Raw genomic sequence first — 16,923 nt, forward strand, 5'->3', positions numbered from 1 at the left:
CAATGCTTAACACTTGATGCTTAATACTTAATAAAGCTGAATCCAATATAACAAAAGAATTATTTAAATTACGTCTAACATGATTCTAAAGTCGTATTAGATCATCATCTAAAGCAATAAGTTAACTCCATTCTATGATAGCACTTGCGTTTATTCTGCTCAATCAGCAAGCATTTAAAAAAACTAAATAAACACTTTTTATTTCAAGCAAGTACAAATGCATTAGGTACCACAAAATGTTTGATAATTAGCATCGCCATTTTCAGGTGGCTCATACCAAGATTCGAATTGCTGATCGTAAACGTAGGGCTTTGATAAAACTGATAAAAAGCCATTCAGCATTGAACTACATCCTGTTTTTTCATATTCCGCCAAGATCATTTCAATATTATGGTTGCGTGGAATGACTGCAGGATTAACAGCACGCATGATGTCATAACTTTCAGCTGATGTTCTGACTCGCCACTTTGCAGCCCACCCCTTAATACTATCCGGTAATGCAAAATCCGCAAGTAATGACTCCGTAAGAGCATTGAAAGTATTAGTATAATCAAGGTTATTTTGCTGCATCAGAGTGAGTAACTCAGTCACTAAAGCTTGGTTATCGTCGTGTTCATCTAGAAGTCCTAACTTCCGTCGCCACATTGTAGTAAATGCATGATTAAACTTTTCAGCAAAACTATTTACTGCACTGGATAATAACGACAAAGCTTGCTGTTCATTTTTAAATAATGGCAGCAAGCTCTCAGCTAATCGCGCGCAATTCCAATTCGCAATGTTTGGTTGGTTACCGAATGCATAGCGCCCTTGATGGTCTATGGAACTAAACACAGTATCAAAGTCAAACTGGTTCATCATAGCGCATGGGCCGTAATCAATGGTTTCACCACTCACTAATGTATTGTCTGTATTCATTACACCATGGATGAATCCCACTCGCATCCAACTGATGATAAGCTCAATTTGCTTATCTATGACTGCGGTTAAAAAGTCTACATAACGTTGCTCTGCACGCGTATCTATCTCTGGGAAATGACAACTGAGTGCGTAATCAACTAACTTTTCTAAGCCTTCAATATCGCCCTGGGTTGCTAAATACTGAAATGAACCAACGCGAATATGACTTTTTGCTACGCGAGTTACGACAGCGCCTGGCCGAGGTGGTTGTCGATACACCGTTTCGCCGGTAGTAACAACAGCTAAGCAGCGAGTTGTCGCGACACCTAATGCAGCCATCGCTTCGCTCATTATAAACTCACGAACCGCCGGCCCAATCGCACAACGTCCATCACCACCACGTGAAAACACTGTAGCACCCGCCCCTTTAAGCTGTATGTCCCACAGTACTCCTTCAACGTCTTTAACTGCTCCAAGCAAATGCGCTCTGCCATCCCCCAGATGTGGTGAAAAATGACCAAATTGATGCCCTGAGTAACCTAAAGCAATAGGCTTTACGCTGTCATCAGTTATTGAGCCACTTAACTGTCCTGCTAGGTATTCTGGATCATGACTAATACCAAGCGACTGAGCTAATTTATCATTGAATAACAATAATGCGGGATCAGCGGCGCGAGTAGGCATATCTTCAATAGCCAATAGTTCGCTGATATCGGTATACCTAGTTTGCAGTTTCATAAAAAATCCTATCGCGCAGCTATGCCAACGCGGTTATCGCCTACCCCATAGGCAACTAATTGACTTAGCGCTTGCAGGCTAAAGCCACTTTGTTGTTGTAGCTCGTTGAAAAAGTCTTGTGCAGCTTGTAATGACTTTTTAGTTTGTAAGCCACCGTCAATTAATTCATGAGCACGTAAATAATTTTCTACGTCTCGAGACAGTAAAAAAGTATCCTTACCCATAGCACGCAATGCATAAGGCCCTGTGTTCCCACCTAGTCGCGCACCATGCTTTTTTAAGTAAGCCCACAAACCGATAATATTATTTACTGGCCAATCAGCTACAAATTGGCTGAAACTACCATGTTTTTCAGCTACTTCATGGATCATGTAGGCATTTTCAGGGATCGTTTGTACTTTTTTAAAGTTACGAATAATACGTTCATCACTGGCTTTTTGCTCGAGCATATCAGGTGGCATCATTAATAGTTTCTCAACACTGAAGTCCCAAAATACCTCTCGAAATCCTGACCACTTACTATTGATAACAGACCAGTAAAAACCACTTTGGAACACTTTACGCGTTAACTCTTCCAACCATAAGTCGTCATGCATTTTGGCAATGTCAGCGCTATCAAGCGGGTCAGAAAGCAGTGCAAGCAGCATTTCTTCACTGCCCTTACGGGTGACAGCTCGCTGATAGATATCGTTAAACTTTTCCATTCTTCTTCCAATTCGTCTGGGTAATACTAGTGTACTAAAAACACGCTTATACGTAACCATGTTGCAAAATCGGTCACTAAAAAAACGAATACTCCGCCTTGACACCTAGATGGCTAAAATGCTTTAATCGCCGCTGATACCCTATTTAACTATGTTGGCTTTAAGCTATAAAGCGAGCATAAAGGGCTGGAAGAGGTGCGTTATTCAGGTAGCGTATAGGAGGAGCACAGACTCTGTTGATCATACGTGAGGGGAATTAACGCCGAGAAGTAACACCGTTTGTGAGGTGCTTATTTCGGGCGACTGGGCTGAATCCCAGCGACTGTCACCAACAATAGCAAAAGGCTATTGATTAGTTTGGTGGAGAGCTTCTGGTCTTAGTATAATAAGGCCGTTGCGTCTTTATTATTTTAAGCCCATTCGCTCTTCGAATTATACCTTGTTCGAATGACGACATGCGGCTCCATTCAATTGCTCCCGCATAAACTCTTCGAATACCTTATAAGTTCGTGAGAGATGATCAACAATTTTGATTTAAACGACTATCCATTATGGACAGCGCTTGTCACGCCATTTTCTGAATCTGGCGAGGTCGATTACACGGCCCTAGGGCAACTGGTCGCTGAGCAGCAAGATGCTAATAACGGTATTTTATTGCTTGGCAGCACCGGCGAAGGACTGGCGCTTTCACTTAAAGAGCAACAAGCCATTGTTGAGCATGTTTGCCAATTAGCACCGACTGTACCACTTATGGTCGCTGTGGGCGGCATGAACCTTAAGCAGCAAATTGCTTGGGTTGAATACTGCAACCAACTACCTATTCATGGCTACCTATTGGGCTCTCCTCTGTATGCAAAACCTGGGGTTGTTGGCCAAACACATTGGTTTGAAAGCCTACTTAACGCAAGTCATCACCCTTGTATGTTGTATAACGTACCAGGACGCAGTGCAGTTGAGATTTCACCGCAGGTGATCAAAAACCTTGCTGAGCACAAAAACCTTTGGGCTTTAAAAGAAGCCAGTGGTGACATTAGCAAATTTGAAGGCTTTAGAACGGCGTCACCAACACTGGCTATCTTCAGTGGTGATGATGCACTTATGCCGTATTTTGCTCAAGCGGGTGCAAAAGGTTTAGTTTCGGTTGCCGCAAATGCTTGGCCGAGTCAAACCCATGAGTTTGTTAAACGCAGTTTAAGTGGTCAATATCCAAATCTATTCACCGATTGGTCGCAAGCGATTCAAAGCTTATTTGCTGTCGCAAATCCAATCCCCGTAAAAGTACTGATGCACCTGCAAGGTAAAATAAATACCCCGCATTTACGTCCGCCGCTTACGCATTTAGAGCTAGAGCAAACAGACAGCATCACCCACGCAAACAACACAATTTTATCTTGGAACTAAAAACAGGTTTTATCATGAGCTGGTTAGAATTATTAAACAACTTAGAATCGGGCGCAGTGCGCGCAGCTACACAAGACGAAAACGGCAACTGGCATGCCAATGTTGAAGTTAAACAAGGCATTTTAGAAGCCTTTAAAAATGGCACAAATACCGAGTTCCCAGGTGGTTTTGTGGATAAGCACAACCTAGCACCACAGGGCTTTGCTGCAAATGCCGGCGTGCGTATGGTACCAGGTGGTAGCAGTGTTCGTCGTGGCGCACACGTTGCTAAAGGCACGATTATCATGCCACCAGCGTATGTAAATATTGGCGCATTCATCGACGAAGGCACGATGGTCGACAGTCACGCATTAGTGGGTTCATGCGCACAAGTAGGTAAAAATGTTCACCTAAGTGCAGCAGTACAGCTAGGTGGCGTGCTTGAGCCAATTGGTGCCAGCCCTGTGGTTATTGAAGATGACGCTTTCATCGGTGCAGGCTGCGTTATTGTTGAAGGCGTGGTTGTGAAAAAAGGTGCTGTACTTGCGCCGGGTGTGCGCTTATCTGCAACCATCCCTGTCTACGATTGTGTTAATGAGCGCCAGCTAGACAAAGGTGAAGCAATTCCAGAAAACGCGATTGTAATCCCAGGTTCTCGCCCTGCTTCAAATGCATGGGCTCGCGAGCAAGGTTTAAGCATGTCTTGTGCATTGATCGTGAAATACCGTGACGAACAAAGCGATGCATCATTATTGTTAGAAGAGGTTTTACGTTAATGAGCTTTTTGAGCACGCCCATCAAGCAAGCGGTTGAACAAGTTTCAACACATCTTGATACGCCATTTTTTATCTATGATTTAGATAAATTAACTGCACATTTAAATCAACTAACTGCGCAAACCGATGTGAAACTTTGGTATGCCGTTAAGGCCAACCCGCTGTCTCGCATTATTCAATGTTTAGACAGCGCAGGGTTTAATTTTGATGTTGCGAGTAAAGGTGAACTTGAGCAAGTACTTGCCCAAGGCATCGATAGCGAGCGCGTGCTCAACACAGGGCCAGCAAAGAGCCCTGCACAAATTTCACATTTTATTGCTCGCGGCGTACGTACCTTCGTGGCCGAGAGCATAAACCAAGTTCGCTGGTTAAATGAGCAAGCAACAAAAGCAAATTGTCAGCTGCAAGTTCTGTTGCGTGTACAACTTCGTTGGCCAGACAGCGAAAAGAACCCACTTGGCGGCGATAGCCTTACTCCTTTTGGTTTGGGCTGTGATGAGTGGCAAGCGCTCACAGTCAGTGATTACACTGCTCTTAACTTTGATGGCCTGCATATTTTCCAATGGGGCAATATGCTGAGCACTGACAAACTCGCCGAGCTATGGCGTGCGATGATTGCGCCATTACAACAACTAGCAAGTGCATTAAATATTAACCTTAATATTCTCGATTTAGGGGGTGGCTTAGGCATTCCTTATACTCAAGATGCTAACCGACTCGATTGGTCTGCACTTATCGAGACTCTGGCGAGTATTAAAGCAGATGCCGGTGTCAAAGAGCTTTGGATGGAACTTGGCCGCTATGCGGTAGGCGAATGCGGCCATTACGCCACACCGGTTGTTGAACGCAAAGAAAATTACAATCAACAGCAGGTGATTTTATCAGGCGGTATTAACCATTTACTTCGCCCTGCAGTGACAAGCCAAGATTTTCCTGCGGTGTTACTGCGTGAGTCAACGGCTGAGCCAAGTGCAATGACTTTATACGGCCCGCTTTGCACCGCGCTTGATTGCTTAGGTGAGCACCAACTAGCTAGTGATTTAAGTGAGCAAGACTGGTTGGTATTCAGCCAATGTGGCGCGTATGGCTTTACCGAAAGTATGCCGTACTTTTTATGCCACGAATTAGCGGCTGAATACATCCTTGAACAAGGAAATATTGAGTGCATTCGTAGCGCTGAAGATGCCAGCTATTATTTAAGGTAATCACCATGAGTAAAGAATTAATCAGCCAAGAGAATATTGTGGTTGGCGAGATTGCCAACGGCCTACCACTGACAATTCCTGTGTATCGTTTAAAAGGCGATGGCACAGGGCCAAACGTGTATATACAAGCTAATATGCACGGTGCAGAAGTACAAGGTAACGCTGTAATTTATCAATTGCTTGAGCAGCTAAAATCACTCAAGCTGCGTGGCGATATTACCCTAGTGCCTTATGCCAACCCAATTGGTTGTAATCAAAAGTCAGGTGAGTTTACTCTAGGTCGCTTCGATCCAATCACTGGCACCAACTGGAACCGCATGTACCGCTTTAATAAAGCATTACCATCACAAATTGCTGAACAGCATAAAGACAGTGATGATGCGACCCTTAAAGCCGCCTTCAAAGAAGCACTCGTTGCTGACATCGACAGCCAATTAACGGGCCCAAATTACAGCTTAACAACGGGTAAGCGCATTGCACTTAACTTGCAAAAGCTTGCCCATCAGGCTGATATTGTTTTAGACCTTCACACAGGGCCTATCTCAAGTAAGCACTTATACTGCCCCCAATACGCCAAAGCCAGCGCGAGCTATTTCAACATCGAACATGTGTTATTGATCCCAAGTGATTTTGATGGCGCAATGGATGAAGCGAGTTTCTGCCCGTGGTGGTCGTTATCTGAAGAGCTTGCCAAACAAGGCCGTGAATTTGCAGTTCAAGTCGAAGCATTTACCGTTGAACTTGGTAGCCAAGAAAAAATCGATTTAAGTGCAGCCCTTGAAGACGCCAATAGCATTTTAAGTTACCTCAATCAAAAAGAGGTATTAGTTGATGCTGCGTATCATCCAAAAGCGATGACACGTTATGCCTGCATGCTTGAAGATTATGTAGCTTACTACGCACCTATGGGTGGCATGGTCGAGTATCTTGCCCCACTGGGTGGCCATATTAAAGCTGGTGAGCCTATCGCCCGCATTTTAAGAATGGAGCGCTACCTTTCTGAGCAGCCGCTACAAACATTAAGTTTTGATAAAGACGCCATTGCTATTTTGCATTTTGCTTCAGCAAGCGTGAATCAAGGTACCGAACTTTATAAGTTTTTTACCAACGTATTTGAGCTATAAGCTCATCCCTTCTCATTGCGTGAGAGTCAACGGCTTATGCCCTTAGGCCGTTACAGCAGGGCTCCAAGCTTAGCTTGGGGCTCTCTATTTACCTAAAATTTCAACAATTCAGTACAAGTTCACGGTTACTTATGTAAAAATCGTTATAATTATACCTACTTACAAGTCTACTGAAAGGGAACTGCAATGGGATGGCGCATTTGGCTGGCAGCAGCTGGCTTATTTTCTGTACCTGTATTTGCTCAAACTGAACAACCACAAACTAACGAACAAGATGACGCGTTAGAACTCGTAAAGCAGTGTATTTTGAACGAAGCGATTGGCGGTGACGGTAAACAAACACTCGAAGAACTTCGTAAAAAATGCTCAGACTTGGACGAGAGTAAAAAGCTCACCGCTTTAGATAAGCGTAAAGCCCGTGAAGAAGTGAGCAAGAAAAACCGTAATGTGATCACCCCACATAAGCGTAACTACATATTACCGCTTTCATACGTATCTAACCCGAATGAACGTCCTTTTGATGGTTTAAAAGATCTTGCAGAGCAAACTGATGGCGAGCCACTTGATAATCTTGAAGTGAAATATCAACTTTCAATTAAAGTGCCTATCTTCGAAGGCTTTTCAGATAAAGATCAGGGCGTATTCTTTGCGTTTACCATGCAATCGTTTTGGCAGTTTTACAACAAAGATATTTCATCACCGTTTCGTGAAACAAATTACGAACCAGAGATCTTCTGGGTGAACTACCTTGATCCTGAGCATGTGCTTTGGGGCGATGAAATGGCAATTGCAATTGGTGCATCACATCAATCGAATGGCCGCAGCCAACCTAACTCACGTTCATGGAACCGTATCTATGCCGATTTCTTGTGGGAAAAAGACGGCTTTGTATTTAGCTTTAAGCCTTGGTACCGAATTCCTGAAGATAAAAAAGACGATGAATTAGAAGCGCGTGGCGATGACAACCCTGATATTTACAAATACATGGGTTACTTTGAATTCTCAGGTGCATACCGTTATAACGAGCATGAATTTAGCTTTATGACCCGTAATAACCTAAATTCAGATAACCGTGGTGCAATCCAATTAGATTGGTCTTTCCCTCTATGGGGCCGATTACGTGGTTACGCACAATACTTTAATGGTTATGGCGAGAGCTTAATTGATTACAACGCCGATATTGAACGTTTTGGTGTGGGTATTCTGTTAACTGACTTGCTTTAACTGCAGTATTAACTGACTTACTTTAACTGCAATAAAGAGCGAGCTTTAGTTAGCTCGCTCTGAATATGCGTTATTTTTTAACGATGAAGTGACCTTCAAATTCAGCAACTAACACATCACCATCATATACATTCACTGGTACATGGTAGCTTGCTTTGCCACTGTCTTCTAAATCCGCTAACTTGCCTTTACAACCAGCCAGCTCAACACTACCACGAGGGTCGTTATTCAGTGGTTTAAGGTATTTAATGTTGGCATCAGCTAATACGATATTCCCTTCAAGTCCTGCTTCTTTCAGTGCAAGGTAGGTAGCACCCCAGCCAGTTAAGGTAGCTAAGCTATAAATCGAACCAGCAAACATGGTGTTATGAAGGTTTAAGTTCGCATCTAAATCAGCACGAGTAGTAAATTGCCAATCGGTATAGCTTTCAACTTTAATTCCCATCGCATCACTGATTGGAATCGACTCACGCCACGTATTTTGCAGTACTTGTGTCCAGTTTGGATGACGGAACCAACCCGGCTCAGATGGTTTTTGTTTTACCATTTTCCAATGCTGTACATCGTCATAGGCAAGGTGCGCTTTTTCTTTTAGCTCGTAGCCGTGACGTTTATAAAACTCTAAGGCACGTTCACGGGCAAAAAGTACGAGCTCATCGGCATCTTGAGTCCACGCTATTTTTTCTAGCTCATGCAGTAAACGACTACCAATGTGCTGATTACGATTCCCTTCAGCAACCGCCATATAGCGTACTTGTGCTTGTTGATGATTATTAAAATGCAAACGTGCTACACCTAATACTTCGCCATCATTGTTTTTAATAAAGCGATGCTCGGCATCTTGCTCTAAGTCATCTTGCTCAGAACCGCGCGGCTCACCCCAAGGTGCTCTTAAAACCTGCCAACGTAATGAATAATACGCTTGCCAATCTTCGCTACTTTGCGGTGTGGTCACTTTAAACATAAATACTCCTGTGAAAATACAGCCACTGTCTGTTATTTTTCTAACGTGGCTAGACGAATGCAAATTACGATACGCGATCTTCTTGCAAGTTGGAATAATACTTTGGTGACCCAGCTTAAATTATTATCCTGAGCTGTAAAAACTAATGCACAATTGCACTTTATGGTGACTAGTCTATGCTGAAACAATTGTCATACTTTTTAAACATAAAAGCTAAAGGCCCGAGATATGGAACATTTTTTTGAACCCAGTGGCGCAATAAAGCATAGTTTTATTGAAGAATGTCACCAGTTAGGGCAGCTGATTTACTGGCACAAGCAAGGCAATTACAGCATTCAAGTTAGGCAACTCAATCAACTACGTTGGTTATTGATTAACGAAACTCTTCAATCCGTTATCGAAAAACGTCAGCCTAACAGGCTTCTTTTCCCTCATTTACAATATCTTGCGAAGCTCTGGCAGAAACTTGATGAACCTAAAAAAATTTTAGAGTTAGGCTTAGGTGGCGGGGCAATTCGTAACTATCTTCAGCATACCTACCCTGATAGCCAGCTTATTTCAGTGGAAAAAAACCCCGATATTATTCACTGTTATAAGCGCTACTTTGGTGGAGATCACACAAGTAATTTACGCTGTTTCGATGCTCAACAAATACTTGAGCAAGGACACGAATACAATTGGATTATATTGGATTTATTCAGTGAAGTAGATGGCCCACTGTTTTTATACAAACATACTTTTTATGCCAAGCTTCGCTCAGCGATGGCTAAAGATGGCGTATTATTTATTAACTTTTTATCCAGTCACCCATCGCAGTTAAAGCAACTTGAGCATTTACTTATCACCGAATTCGGCAAGCGACCAAGTATCGAAAAGATCCCTAATTATGTGAATCATATCGTGATGATCAAAAAGTAGTTGTCTGTTACACAGATAAATTAAAAGTAACGGGACCATCGTTACATAGGCTTACTTGCATATCAGCACCAAATTGCCCTGTGGCTACTGTTAACCCGGCTTTTTTAGCTTCAGCGATAAAATACTCATAGAGCGTATTAGCTTGATCAGGCGTACCAGCACTTGAAAAGCTCGGACGCATGCCCTTTTTAGTGTCTGCGGCTAGTGTAAACTGCGAAACCACCAACAGTTCACCCTTGATATCATTCAAGCTTAAATTCATCTTTCCTTGTTCATCGGTAAAAATTCGGTAATTACTTACTTTATGTAAAAGCTTCTGAGCGCTTTGTTCGGTATCCTGTTTTTCAACGCCTAATAGCAGCAAAATACCTTGTGAAATTTCACCGACGACTTCGCCCGCCACTTCTACTTTTGCCTGTTTTACTCTTTGAATTAAACCTTGCATTGATCCCTCGATAACTTGATATACATTAAATCTGCAGCACGTCGCATTGCTGCCAAATATACCTGATTATCGCTACTGTGCCCAATACCATCTAATATCAATAATTGTGCATTTAATTGTTCAGCAAGCTGCTGTACAGCACTATATCGACAGATCAAATCGGCCCGGCCATGAACAAACCAAATGGGTAAATGAGTCAAAACATGCGCATTTTCTGCGATGTAACCCTCTTCAATAAAACAAAGATTACGAAAATAATGCACCATTAACCTTGCTTGATTTAAGCCTACATGGGGCTCTTGCAAACTCCAATTAGTTAATGGCTCACCATGACATAACACCTGCTCCCAATGGCACCATAGTTTAGCGAATTTGCTGGCTTTAATTTGATCGCTACTATTTAGTTGTTGCTGATAAAAGTCGAGTAAGGCATGCCAATCGGTAAAATCATGAGCAAACTCTTTAAAGCATTCTGGGTAAAAATGCGCGCCCGCGCCTTTAGTTGTGTAAAGCCATTCAAAGTCACTGTTACAAGCTAAAAAACTAGCCCGTAAAATAAGTCCTGCGATGTGCTCCCGATGTTTTATTGCATACACAAGTGCAAGAGTTGCTCCCCACGATTCGCCGCACACCAGCCATTTTTCAATGCCGAGTTGCTGGCGTAAAAACTCGAGATCAGCGACTAAATCTAATGTGGTGTTTGTGTTGATATCATGGGGGGTTGAATGACCACAACCGCGCTGGCTGAACATGATCACTCGATAACGTTCTAAATCAAAAAAGCGGCAATTTTCAGGGCACAGCCCCGCTCCGGGCCCGCCATGACATAACACCACAGCAATCCCTGTAGACGCACCATATTCTTGCACATGGATTTGATGGCCATCGCCAACACTCAAATGGTAATCACGGTTGGCAACATAATGTGGATGTAACTGCACCTCGCTCTCCTTAGGTGCAGTCGCTATTAAACGTCTATATCAGGTGTATCCTCAATATCTTCAGGACTGATACATACCGTAAACTCTGCACCGAGTAATACGACAATCCAAGACAGATAGACCCAAACAAATAGTATAGGTATCGTCGCCAACGCCCCATAAATAACTTCATAAGATGGGAAGTGACTGATATACAGAGCAAAGCCTTTTTTTGTCAGCTCAAACAACATAGCTGCAAACAATGCTCCTGGAATTGCCGCTCTAAATGGAACTCGTGTGTTAGGCACTAAAGTATAGAGCATAATGAAGCCAATCATGGAAATTATGTAAGGTAATAGTTTCAATAAAAAGCCGCTGAATCCAGGAATACCTTGATCAGCGAATGATACTAAAGACACAATGTATGAGGTAACACCAATACTCGCGCCGAGTAATACTGGACCTAAGCTAAGCACCATCCAATAAACGGCAAACGAAATCATCATGGGGCGTTTTTTCTTAATACGCCAAATTCGGTTCAATGTGGCATCGACATTGCGAATGAGTAACAAGGACACTGCTGCTAAAAATCCCACACCGACCGCAGTCATTTTATTAGCATTACCGGCAAAGGCGCTGATATGCTCTTTAATAACATCAGAAGAAGTCGGCACAAGATTAGTAAATAAGAAATTTTCTATGGTTACCAAGGTGCTTTCAAATCCAGGAAAAGCAGAAAAAATAGCGACACCAACCGCCACTAATGGCACGATTGATAACAAGGTTACATAAGCCAAATAACCTGCATTAACAGTAATTTGATCGTCAATACAACGATTGAGATACTGCATCCACCAAGTAGGTTGTTGCTTTAAGAAAATGCTTATTTGTAGCTTATAACGAGTGAGCTTCTCATCCATAGAATCTAATTTCTGCTAAAATGTTTTGATAATCATAGCAATCCACCACATAATTTGAAATGACAGGTACCTAAAAAGGATTCTCAATGAAAAAACTGACACTTTTAAGTGCACCACTATTTGCAGTAACCATGGCATTATCAGGCTGTCAGTCAGCTTATTACTCTGCTATGGAATCTGTAGGAGTGCACAAACGCGACATTTTAGTCGACCGCGTAGAAGAAACAAAAGAATCACAACAAGAATCCCAAGAAGAATTTCAATCAGCCCTAGATAGATTAACCACATTAATCAATTTCAATGGCGGTGAACTTGAGGATGCATATAAGCAACTAAATGATGATTATGAATCAAGCCTAGCGGCTGCAAATGACGTAACAAATAATATCAATAAAGTTGAAGATGTCGCTGAGGCACTATTTGAAGAATGGGCTGATGAGCTAGAGCAATACAAAAGCGCCTCACTAAAACGTGAAAGCAGCAAAAAGCTCAATGCAACTAAGCGCCAATTTGATCAACTACTTCGCTCAATGCGCAGCGCAGAAAGCAAAATGGAGCCGGTATTATCATCACTGCATGACAACGTCCTGTATTTAAAGCACAACCTCAACGCGCAGGCTGTTACAGCTATCAAGGGTGAATTTACGAATCTTAAACGCGATATAAAAGTGTTAATGGACGACATGAACAAATCAATTGAAGACTCTAATAAGTTCATTGAGCAAATGAATAAAGCTGGTTAATTAGCGCAAACGAGTTTTTACAAAGCCTACTTAAACGTAGGCTTTTTTGTGTAATCTCTTGTTACTTTTTAATGATTTATCTTAAATTTTATTTTGCTAAACTCACGGCAAAGAATAAAAAGTAAACATAGTATGCACTTAAAAACACTCTCAGCACTCATTGCAGCTGCACTCTTAACTGCTTGTAGCAGCCCTAATACTGTCAATGTTATTGCCGGTGAAGGCACTATTACTCCGTTAAAAACTGAAGGTGACTACGAAGGTCGCTTTCATAACCTATATCCTGGTGATAAAGAATACCCAACAACCTGCACTGACAATTGCTATGAACCATCAGAGCTACTTATATGTGACGACAGCAACTCACAATGCCAATATCAAGCAGAACAAAGCGTACCTGAAATAAACTCAGGGTTTACAGTTCGCTGGTTAGGTCATGCAGGCTTTTATATTCAATCACCCAATGGTGAGCAGCTATTATTTGACCCAGTCAAAGAGCAATTTGATTCGCCTGTAGACTTGGCCTTTAAGCTAGCTGGAGGTATCTATCGCAAACCAGGTTTTTGGCCAACACAAGCAGAACTTGATGGCTTAGATGCTGTGATATATTCACATATTCACTATGATCATTTTAACAAAGCCGACATAGAAGAAATTGGCAATTCGCCGCGTTATTTAGTGCCATTAGGATTTGCAGATAACTTTCCGACTGGCGGCTTTAATATTTCAGAAATGGCGTGGTACGCAAGTACACAAATTAATGACTTAACTGTTAATGCGGTGCCAGCACACCATTTTAGTAGCCGAACTCTAGTCCCATTCATTTATGAAGATCACAACAAAGATCTCTGGAATGGCTGGTTACTAGAACAAAATGGTAAAACCTTATTTTTTGCTGGCGATACCGGTTACTCACAACATTTTCAGGATATTAAGCAGAAATACGGCGAGATTGATGTATGCCTTATGCCGATAGCTTCTTATTACCATGAAGAAGATGGTAAGTGGTATCGCTATGTTCATACTACACCTGAAGATGCTATTAACGCAGCTGAGGAGCTAGGCTGTAAAGTGATGATCCCTTGGGGTTATGGTAACTCAAGCTGGCAAATGGGCGACCATTCAAGCCATTCAGCACTACTAAGATTACTAACAATGAAAGCAAGAATGGCTAGCAAGCTACCTTTGTACATTCTTAATGAAGGTGAGCAAGTTTCACTATAATGCTGCTTGTTCTAGTATACCAATTCGCTTAATTGAGCGAATTGGTATTAAGCTAACTTTTAAGCAGTAAATCCCTGAGCGCCAACATTAGTTTGTGTGCACTACCTGCAGACATAGCGAGCGGGTTAAACTCACTCGTACCAGAATATTTGAGGGTAATCGGAGTAACGAGTCTAGAGTAAGGAATGTAGCCCATAGACCAGTTCTCAAACTCTCTTTCAAAAATCTCACAATAATTAAGCATAATAATATTTTTATGCCGCGTATCATTCAAAATACGGTGATAAGTTGCATTTACCGCACTTCTAGAGCCTTCCAAGCACTGTAAAAAGTGAGTAGTATTAAAACAAAGCAAACCTGTAACATTCATTTTGCTATTGTTTTGTTTGGCTTTCTCAAGAATATTTTCAATATCCCCAGGCCCAAACCCATCGCTAATTTCACTTGTATAAATAAGTCTAACTAAGTACATCTCACTCTCCTGCAAAGTCGATTTAGAAAAGATAGTACAGATGGGGGGTTTAGCAAAAAAGTGCAGTTAAGTTTAAAATTTTACATGAATAAAGTTGGGTATCGCTGCGCTCAACCTACTTGGCTGACCACTAAAAAAAACCGCCGTATCTTTCAATACGGCGGTTCTAATTTTGTGAAACTACAAGACCTTATTAGTCTTTAGCTTGACGGCTCGCACGTTTACGCTCACTTTCAGTTAAGTGACGTTTACGAATACGGATGCTCTGAGGTGTCACTTCCACTAACTCATCATCATCGATGAATTCAATCGCTTGTTCAAGCGTATAGTTAAGTGGTGGTGTTAACGTTTGTGCTTCATCTGTACCAGATGCACGAACGTTAGTAAGTTGCTTACCTTTAAGTGCGTTTACTGTTAGGTCGTTATCGCGGCTGTGGATACCGATAACCATACCTTCGTAAACTTCAACACCGTGACCGATGAATAACTTACCACGGTCTTGTAGGTTGAATAATGCGTTAGTAAGTGCTTTACCTGTTGCGTTAGCAATCATTACACCATTCTTACGCGCGCCGATAGTACCGCCTTTATGTGGGCCGTAGTGATCGAATGTGTGGTAAAGAAGACCAGAACCAGACGTTAATGTCATGAATTCAGTTTGGAAACCAATTAAGCCACGGCTTGGGATCATAAAGTCCATACGTACACGGCCTTTACCATCTGGAGACATGTCTGTTAGTTCACCCTTACGAAGACCAATTTGTTCCATGATAGAACCTTGGTGCTCTTCTTGACAGTCAATTGTAAGTGTTTCGTATGGCTCTTCTTTTTGACCATCAACTTCACGAAGGATTACTTGTGGACGAGAAACCGCAAGCTCGTAGCCTTCACGACGCATGTTCTCGATTAAGATACCTAAGTGTAACTCACCACGACCAGAAACACGGAAGCTATCTGGGTTGTCAGTTTCTTCAACACGTAGTGCTACGTTATGTACAAGCTCTGCTTGTAAACGCTCTAGGATGTTACGTGACGTTACGAATTTACCTTCTTTACCAGCGAATGGTGAAGTGTTTACAGAGAACGTCATTGTTACTGTAGGCTCATCAACGCTAAGCGGTGGTAATGCTTCAACGGTATTTACATCACAGATAGTGTCTGAGATTTTCAGCTCACCAAGACCCGTGATAGCAATGATGTCACCAGCGCCTGCAGATTCTGCTTCATGACGCTCAAGACCTAAGTAGCTCATTACTTGGCCAACTTTACCGTTACGCTTAGTACCGTCTGCGCTTACAACAGTAACCTGTTGGTTAGGACGAACAGTACCACGCTTGATACGACCAACACCGATAACACCGATGTATGAGTTGTAGTCAAGCTGAGAAATTTGCATTTGGAAAGCACCTTCAGGATCTGCATCCGGTGGAGATACTTCATCAACGATCATCTGGAACATTGGTTCCATGTTATCTGATGGCTCGTCTAAATCTAATGTAGCCCAGCCATTGATAGCTGATGCATAGATTACTTTAAAGTCTAACTGTTCGTCAGTTGCACCTAAGTTATCGAATAAGTCGAATACTTGGTCCATAACCCAGTCAGGACGTGCACCTGGCTTGTCGATTTTGTTGATAACAACGATCGGTGTTAAACCTTGTGCGAATGCTTTTTGCGTTACGAAACGCGTTTGTGGCATTGGACCTTCTTGAGCATCAACAAGTAGTAATACTGAGTCAGCCATCGAAAGTACGCGCTCTACTTCACCACCGAAGTCGGCGTGTCCTGGGGTGTCTACGATATTGATATGGTAGTCGTTCCAAGAGATAGCTGTGTTTTTAGCTAAAATGGTAATACCACGCTCTTTCTCAATGTCGTTTGAGTCCATTACGCGCTCTTCATTACCGCCGCGCGTTTCTAATGTGCCTGATTGCTCAAGCAGTTTATCAACCAAAGTTGTTTTACCGTGGTCAACGTGGGCGATAATCGCTATATTTCTTAACTTTTCGATGCTCATATTTTTTCTCAGAGAAATTGAATCTCATTGATCCTGCAAGATCTACGCACTCACCGGCATTTTCACCAGATGTCCCAGCATAGGATTTAAAAGGGCGCATATTATCCCTTAATAATGGCATGGATGAAAGTTTATCCAATACAATTTTCAAAACTTTCTTCAGGCATTTTATAAGTATCTGTTTTATAAATGACAAATTTATGAAAATAATAATTTTTATAAGCATAAAACTGGCAAAATTGCATTTTTTAA

General features: G+C 42.1%; 16 protein-coding genes and 1 riboswitch. Of the genes, 8 read left to right on the forward strand and 8 right to left on the reverse strand.

The genetic code is table 11. The annotated features are described in order from the left end of the window. Positions 1-222: 222 nt before the first annotated feature. The gene (locus NH454_RS06180; protein WP_253038537.1) at positions 223-1,635 is read right to left on the reverse strand and encodes a protein adenylyltransferase SelO family protein; all 1,413 of its coding nucleotides are present in this window, start codon (positions 1,633-1,635) and stop codon (positions 223-225) included. Positions 1,636-1,643: 8 nt separating this feature from the next. Continuing rightward, the gene (locus tag NH454_RS06185; RefSeq protein ID WP_135923244.1) at positions 1,644-2,339 is read right to left on the reverse strand and encodes a DNA-3-methyladenine glycosylase I; all 696 of its coding nucleotides are present in this window, start codon (positions 2,337-2,339) and stop codon (positions 1,644-1,646) included. A 182-nt stretch (positions 2,340-2,521) separates the two neighbouring features. Then, positions 2,522-2,718, forward strand: a riboswitch (Lysine riboswitch). 137 nt (positions 2,719-2,855) lie between these two features. Here NH454_RS06185 and dapA point away from each other — a divergent pair. From dapA to NH454_RS06210, 5 genes are all read left to right on the forward strand, one after another. Continuing rightward, positions 2,856-3,740, forward strand: a complete 885-nt coding sequence (dapA, locus tag NH454_RS06190) for a 4-hydroxy-tetrahydrodipicolinate synthase (RefSeq protein ID WP_135923243.1) — start codon at positions 2,856-2,858, stop codon at positions 3,738-3,740. Positions 3,741-3,754: 14 nt separating this feature from the next. Beyond that, complete coding sequence (locus NH454_RS06195; protein ID WP_253038539.1) at positions 3,755-4,495, forward strand: 2,3,4,5-tetrahydropyridine-2,6-dicarboxylate N-succinyltransferase; 741 nt, start codon at positions 3,755-3,757, stop codon at positions 4,493-4,495. Further along, complete coding sequence (locus NH454_RS06200) at positions 4,495-5,700, forward strand: PLP-dependent decarboxylase (RefSeq protein ID WP_253038540.1); 1,206 nt, start codon at positions 4,495-4,497, stop codon at positions 5,698-5,700. The genes NH454_RS06195 and NH454_RS06200 overlap by 1 nt, the downstream gene beginning before the upstream one ends. Before the next feature lie 5 nt (positions 5,701-5,705). Then, complete coding sequence (locus NH454_RS06205) at positions 5,706-6,824, forward strand: succinylglutamate desuccinylase/aspartoacylase family protein (RefSeq protein ID WP_253038541.1); 1,119 nt, start codon at positions 5,706-5,708, stop codon at positions 6,822-6,824. Between the two features lie 186 nt (positions 6,825-7,010). Beyond that, positions 7,011-8,048, forward strand: coding sequence for a phospholipase A (locus NH454_RS06210; protein WP_054563462.1), 1,038 nt, complete (start codon positions 7,011-7,013; stop codon positions 8,046-8,048). 70 nt (positions 8,049-8,118) lie between these two features. Here the strand turns inward: NH454_RS06210 and NH454_RS06215 are convergent, their stop codons facing one another. After that, entirely contained in the window at positions 8,119-9,012 is an 894-nt protein-coding gene (locus tag NH454_RS06215) for a bifunctional GNAT family N-acetyltransferase/hotdog fold thioesterase (protein WP_135923239.1), read from the reverse strand. Between the two features lie 228 nt (positions 9,013-9,240). On the opposite strand from NH454_RS06215, the gene NH454_RS06220 reads away from it, so the two are divergent. Beyond that, positions 9,241-9,930, forward strand: coding sequence for an SAM-dependent methyltransferase (locus tag NH454_RS06220; protein WP_253038542.1), 690 nt, complete (start codon positions 9,241-9,243; stop codon positions 9,928-9,930). 7 nt (positions 9,931-9,937) lie between these two features. Here NH454_RS06220 and dtd read toward each other — a convergent pair whose 3' ends face one another. Genes dtd through NH454_RS06235 form a run of 3 tightly spaced genes read right to left on the reverse strand, consistent with a single transcriptional unit; the run spans position 9,938 to position 12,215 of the window. Then, on the reverse strand, positions 9,938-10,375 hold the full coding sequence (dtd, locus tag NH454_RS06225; RefSeq protein ID WP_135923237.1) for a D-aminoacyl-tRNA deacylase: 438 nt from the start codon (positions 10,373-10,375) through the stop codon (positions 9,938-9,940). Then, positions 10,363-11,316, reverse strand: a complete 954-nt coding sequence (locus NH454_RS06230; RefSeq protein ID WP_199527630.1) for an alpha/beta fold hydrolase — start codon at positions 11,314-11,316, stop codon at positions 10,363-10,365. The genes dtd and NH454_RS06230 overlap by 13 nt, the downstream gene beginning before the upstream one ends. Before the next feature lie 26 nt (positions 11,317-11,342). Further along, positions 11,343-12,215, reverse strand: a complete 873-nt coding sequence (locus tag NH454_RS06235; RefSeq protein WP_135923235.1) for a virulence factor BrkB family protein — start codon at positions 12,213-12,215, stop codon at positions 11,343-11,345. A gap of 86 nt (positions 12,216-12,301) precedes the next feature. On the opposite strand from NH454_RS06235, the gene NH454_RS06240 reads away from it, so the two are divergent. Then, positions 12,302-12,958 carry a DUF2959 domain-containing protein gene (locus NH454_RS06240; RefSeq protein WP_135923234.1) on the forward strand — a complete coding sequence of 219 codons (657 nt, stop codon included), beginning with the start codon at positions 12,302-12,304 and terminating at the stop codon, positions 12,956-12,958. Positions 12,959-13,090: 132 nt separating this feature from the next. Further along, positions 13,091-14,182 carry an MBL fold metallo-hydrolase gene (locus NH454_RS06245; RefSeq protein ID WP_138556665.1) on the forward strand — a complete coding sequence of 364 codons (1,092 nt, stop codon included), beginning with the start codon at positions 13,091-13,093 and terminating at the stop codon, positions 14,180-14,182. A gap of 52 nt (positions 14,183-14,234) precedes the next feature. Here NH454_RS06245 and NH454_RS06250 read toward each other — a convergent pair whose 3' ends face one another. Beyond that, positions 14,235-14,654, reverse strand: a complete 420-nt coding sequence (locus NH454_RS06250) for a BLUF domain-containing protein (protein WP_199527628.1) — start codon at positions 14,652-14,654, stop codon at positions 14,235-14,237. Positions 14,655-14,847: 193 nt separating this feature from the next. Beyond that, a complete protein-coding gene (typA, locus tag NH454_RS06255; RefSeq protein WP_135923231.1) occupies positions 14,848-16,671 on the reverse strand; it encodes a translational GTPase TypA in 1,824 nt (607 codons plus the stop codon). Positions 16,672-16,923: the final 252 nt, after the last annotated feature.

Origin of the sequence: Pseudoalteromonas sp. Ps84H-4, from assembly GCF_024124645.1 — a bacterium.
GTDB lineage: Bacteria > Pseudomonadota > Gammaproteobacteria > Enterobacterales > Alteromonadaceae > Pseudoalteromonas > Pseudoalteromonas lipolytica_C.

Excerpts from the sequence above, each read along its gene's own strand:
- NH454_RS06180 (WP_253038537.1), bottom strand. The coding sequence starts at position 1,635 with ATGAAACTGCAAACTAGGTATACCGATATCAGCGAACTATTGGCTATT.
- NH454_RS06185 (WP_135923244.1), bottom strand. The coding sequence starts at position 2,339 with ATGGAAAAGTTTAACGATATCTATCAGCGAGCTGTCACCCGTAAGGGC.
- dapA (WP_135923243.1), top strand. The coding sequence starts at position 2,856 with ATGATCAACAATTTTGATTTAAACGACTATCCATTATGGACAGCGCTT.
- NH454_RS06195 (WP_253038539.1), top strand. The coding sequence starts at position 3,755 with ATGAGCTGGTTAGAATTATTAAACAACTTAGAATCGGGCGCAGTGCGC.
- NH454_RS06200 (WP_253038540.1), top strand. The coding sequence starts at position 4,495 with ATGAGCTTTTTGAGCACGCCCATCAAGCAAGCGGTTGAACAAGTTTCA.
- NH454_RS06205 (WP_253038541.1), top strand. The coding sequence starts at position 5,706 with ATGAGTAAAGAATTAATCAGCCAAGAGAATATTGTGGTTGGCGAGATT.
- NH454_RS06210 (WP_054563462.1), top strand. The coding sequence starts at position 7,011 with ATGGGATGGCGCATTTGGCTGGCAGCAGCTGGCTTATTTTCTGTACCT.
- NH454_RS06215 (WP_135923239.1), bottom strand. The coding sequence starts at position 9,012 with ATGTTTAAAGTGACCACACCGCAAAGTAGCGAAGATTGGCAAGCGTAT.
- NH454_RS06220 (WP_253038542.1), top strand. The coding sequence starts at position 9,241 with ATGGAACATTTTTTTGAACCCAGTGGCGCAATAAAGCATAGTTTTATT.
- dtd (WP_135923237.1), bottom strand. The coding sequence starts at position 10,375 with ATGCAAGGTTTAATTCAAAGAGTAAAACAGGCAAAAGTAGAAGTGGCG.
- NH454_RS06235 (WP_135923235.1), bottom strand. The coding sequence starts at position 12,215 with ATGGATGAGAAGCTCACTCGTTATAAGCTACAAATAAGCATTTTCTTA.
- NH454_RS06240 (WP_135923234.1), top strand. The coding sequence starts at position 12,302 with ATGAAAAAACTGACACTTTTAAGTGCACCACTATTTGCAGTAACCATG.
- NH454_RS06245 (WP_138556665.1), top strand. The coding sequence starts at position 13,091 with ATGCACTTAAAAACACTCTCAGCACTCATTGCAGCTGCACTCTTAACT.
- NH454_RS06250 (WP_199527628.1), bottom strand. The coding sequence starts at position 14,654 with ATGTACTTAGTTAGACTTATTTATACAAGTGAAATTAGCGATGGGTTT.
- typA (WP_135923231.1), bottom strand. The coding sequence starts at position 16,671 with ATGAGCATCGAAAAGTTAAGAAATATAGCGATTATCGCCCACGTTGAC.